Origin of the sequence: Kitasatospora sp. NPDC101155 (assembly GCF_044768305.1) — a bacterium.
In the GTDB taxonomy this organism is placed as follows: domain Bacteria; phylum Actinomycetota; class Actinomycetes; order Streptomycetales; family Streptomycetaceae; genus Kitasatospora.
On record NZ_JBIWPN010000129.1, the window covers coordinates 1 to 4,316 of the forward strand.

The window sequence follows — 4,316 nt, forward strand, 5'->3', positions numbered from 1 at the left end:
GTGCAGAGACACCAACGACGACGAACACGCCGTGTCCACCGTCACCGCCGGCCCCTCGAACCCGAAGGTGTACGAGATCCGCCCCGACGCCACACTCGGCAGACTGCCGTTGAACAGGTGGCCTTCCAGAGCGCCGGTCTCCGGGCCCAGGCGCGACGCGTAGTCGTCGTACATCACGCCCGCGAAGACGCCGGTCCGGCTGCCGCGCAGCGAGGCCGGGGCGATGCCCGCGCGCTCCAGCGCCTCCCAGGAGACCTGGAGCAGGAGCCGCTGCTGCGGGTCGGTGGTCAGTGCCTCGCGCGGGGACATGCCGAACAGGTCCGCGTCGAACTCGCCCGCGTCGTGCAGGAATCCGCCGTGCCGGGTGTAGGTCGTGCCGAGGCGGTCCGGGTCGGGGTCGTACAGCCCCTCGACGTCCCAGCCGCGGTTCGTCGGGAACTCGGTGAGCGCGTCCACGCCGTCGAGGGTCAGTCGGAACAGGTCCTCGGGCGAGGAGACCCCGCCCGGGTATCGGCAGGCCATCCCCACGATCGCGATCGGCTCCCGGCCGGCCGTCTCCTCCAGCTCCGCCAGTTGGCGGCGGGTCTGACGCAGCTCCGTGGTGACCCGCTTCAGGTAGTCGAGCAGCTTCGCCTCGGTCATCTTCAGGGCCTTCCAAGCTCATCGTCGATCAAGGAAAAGAGCTCGTCCGCGCTTGCCGCGGTGATCTCCTCGTCGTGCACCGGCGCCGTCCCGTCCGCTCCGGCGGCGGTCAGTGCCGACAGCAACTCCCACACCTGTGCGGTGACATCCAGGCGCAGCCCGGCGTCGAGGGTGGCCGCGTCGGCCACCAGCCGGGCCAGGGCGGCGAGCGCGGGCTCGCCCGGCGGTTCGGCCGACGGCCCGGGGCCCGGAGCCGGGGCCGGAGCCGGAGCCGGTTCCGGGGCGAGCCGCTCCAGCAGGTGCCGGGCCAGGGCCAGCACGCTCGGGTGGTCGAAGGTCACCGTCGCGGTCAGGGTGAGCCCGGTGAGGCCGGCCAGCCGGCTGCGCAGCTCCAGGGCGGTGAGCGAGTCGAAACCCATTTCCATGAAGCCGCGGTCGGGTGCCACGTCGCCCGGTCCGGAACGGCCCAGCACGGTCGCGATCTCCGTCTGGACGAGCCGGCGGAGCGTCAGTTCCCGCTCGTGCTCGGGCAGGAACCGCAGCCTCTCGCCCAGGGATCGCGCGCCGTCCGCCGGCCGGCCGGCCGGCGCGCGCACCAGTGCGCGCAGCACGGCGGGCGGGGCGCTGTCCCGCAGCTCGTCCGGGTCGAACCAGGCGGGCACCAGGTGCGGCCGGTCCGCGTCGAGGGCGAGGTCGAGCAAGGCCAGCGCCTGGTCGGTGGGCAACGGCCGCAGGCCCGTACGGAGGATCCGCCGCAGGTCGGCGGGGCCGAGCGCTCCGGTCAGTCCGGTGCTCTGCTCCCACAGGCCCCAGCCCAGCGACACCGCGGGAAGTCCGCGCTGGTGCCGGTGGTGGGCGAGCGCGTCGAGGAAGGCGTTGGCGGCCGCGTAGTTGGCCTGACCGGCCAGGCCGACGGTGGCGGAGACCGAGGAGAACAGCACGAAGGCCCCGAGGTCGAGGTCGCGGGTCAGCTCGTGCAGGTGCCAGGCCGCGTCGGCCTTCGCCGCGAGGATGGCGTGCAGCCGTTCCGCCGTCAGCGAGGCGACCGCGCCGTCCTGCAGGACCCCGGCCGCGTGCACCACGGCCCGCAGCGGGGCCGACGCGGGGGCGGCCGCGAGGACCTCGGCCAGCGCGGACCGGTCGGCCACGTCGCACGCGGCCACCGAGACTGCCGCCCCCTTGGCGGTCAGCTCCGCGACCAGCTCCGCCGCGCCGGCGGCGGCGGAGCCGCTGCGACTGACCAGCAGCAGTCGGCGGACGCCGTGCCGCTCCACCAGATGGCGTGCCACAGTGGCACCCAGGCCGCCGGTACCGCCGGTGATCAGCACCGTCCCGTCGGGGCCGACCGGCGAGCGGTCGGCGGTGGGCGCGGGGACGGAGCCGCGGGCGAGCCGGGGGACGTGGATCCGTCCGGCGCGCAGGGCGACCTGCGGTTCGTCGACGGCGAGGGCCGCCCGCAGCTGATCGGCTGCGGGCTCCCCGTCGCCGTCGTGGTCCAGCAGGACGATCCGGCCCGGGTGTTCGGTCTGGGCCGAGCGCAGCAAGCCCCACACGGCGGCGGCGGGCAGGTCGAGCTCCTCGCCGGGTGCCACGGCCACGGCCCGGCGGGTGATGACGGCCAGTCGTCCGGGGCCCTCGCCGTGCTCGGCCAGCCACGCCCGGACGTCCCGCAGCACCCGCTCCGCCGTCGCGTGCACGGCCGCGGGCAGCTCGGCCGCGCTCGACGGGACCGGCAGGACGACGGTCGGGGCGTCCGACGACCCGGTCTCGGCGGGGACACCGGCATCGCGCCAGTCGACCTGGAACAGCTTGGGGTCGGAGCGGCGGGCGTCGAGCGGGCGCAGGGTGAGGCAGTCGACCGAGAGCACCGGGGCGCCGTTGCCGTCGGTGGCGGTCAGCGCCGCCCGCTGCCCGCCGAGCAGCCCGATCCGGACCCGTAGGCGGGAGGCCCCGGTCCGGGCGAGCCGCACGCCCTCCCAGGAGAACGGGACCACCGGCCCGCTGCCCTCCTCCAGCACCAGCGGATGGAGGACCGCGTCCAGCAGCGCGGGATGCACGCGGAACGGTCCCGCTTCCTCCGCGAGAGCCACCTCGGCAAGGAGGTCGTCACCGTGCCGCCACACCGCGCCCAGGTTGCGGAAGGCCGGCCCGTACTCCAGGCCGCGCCGGGCGAGTTCGTCGTACCAGCCGGCGGGATCCAGCGGGGCCGCGCCGCTCGGCGGCCACTCGGCCGGCGCCGGGTCTCCGGCGGCGGCTTCCGCCGGGCCGACCCGCCCGGTGGCGTGCAGCTGCCAGTCCTCCTCGGCCTCGCCGCGCAGGCGGCCGTGGATGCGCAGTTCCCGCCGCCCGGACGCGTCCGGTGCCGCCGCCGTCAGCTGCACCTCGACTTCGCCCCGTTCCGGCACCACCAGCGGTGCCCGGAGGGCCAGTTCGTCCACCGTGTGGCCGATGCGCAGCGCCATCTCCAGCAGGGCGGTCCCCGGCACCACCGCCTGGCCGAGCACGCGGTGGTCGGCCAGCCAGGGTCGGCTGCGCAGCGAGAGGCGTTCGGTGTGCACGGTGGCGCCGCCGTCGGCGAGTTCCACGGGCTGCCCGAGCAGCGGCCGGTCGGCGAGCGGGTGCACCCAGTGGCGGCGCCGCTGGAAGGCGTAGGTCGGCAGCTCGACGCGGCGCGCGCCGGTCCCGGCGTAGGCGCCGTTCCAGTCCACGGCGGCGCCGTGCGTCCAGAGCCTCGCGGCCGAGGCCAGGAACTTGTCGAGTCCTCCCTCGTCGCGCCGGAGCGTGCCGCAGACCACGGCGGCGCCCGGCTCGGACCGCCCCTCCAGGACCTCCTCGACGTTCATGGTGAGCACCGGGTGGGGGCTGACCTCGACGAACGTGCGGTACCCCTGCTCGGCGAGGGCCGCCACGGCGGAGTGGAAGTACACCGGTTGCCGCAGGTTGCGGTACCAGTAGCCGGCGTCGACCGGCCGTTCGCCGAGCCAGTCCCGCTCGACGGTCGAGAAGAGCGGCACCCGCGCGGGCTCGGGGCGGACGTCCGCGAGCACCCGGGCGAGGTCGTCCTCGATCCGCTCCACGTGGGCGGTGTGGGAGGCGTAGTCCACCGGCACCCGGCGGGCCCGGACGCCGTCCGCCTCGCAGGCGGCGAGCAGCTCGTCCAGCGCCTCCGGATCGCCGGCGACGACCGTGGCGGACGGGCCGTTCAGGGCCGCCACCTCCAGCCGGTCCGGCCACGCGTGCAGGCGGGCCCGCACCTCGTCGGCCGGCAGGCCCACCGACATCATCCCGCCGCGGCCGGCCAGTCCCCGGGCGATCGCCTGCGAGCGAAGGGCGACCACCCGGGCCGCGTCCCGCAGGGTGAGTGCGCCGGCCACGCAGGCGGCGGCGATCTCGCCCTGTGAGTGCCCCACGACCGCCGCCGGCTCGACGCCGTACGAGCGCCAGAGCGCCGCCAGCGACACCATCACCGCCCAGGAGAGCGGCTGGACGACATCGACCCGCTCCAGCGACGGGGCGCCCGGCACCTGCCGCAGCACGTCCTCCGGCGCCCAGTCCACGAACTCCGCCAGGGCCGCCGCGCACTCGGCCATCCGGTCGGCGAACACCGGTGCGCGGTCCAGCAGTTCGACCGCCATCCCGGCCCACTGGGCACCCTGACCCGGGAACACGAACAC

At 75.9% G+C, this 4,316-nt stretch carries 2 protein-coding genes; both read right to left on the bottom strand.

The annotated features are described in order from the left end of the window. Nucleotides 1-642: beta-ketoacyl synthase N-terminal-like domain-containing protein (locus tag ACIRYZ_RS46220; RefSeq protein WP_402955693.1), on the bottom strand; the 642-nt coding region annotated here is incomplete at its 3' end. A 2-nt stretch (nt 643-644) separates the two neighbouring features. Then, a partial coding sequence (locus tag ACIRYZ_RS46225) for an SDR family NAD(P)-dependent oxidoreductase (RefSeq protein WP_402955695.1) occupies nt 645-4,316 on the bottom strand: 3,672 nt, incomplete at its 5' end.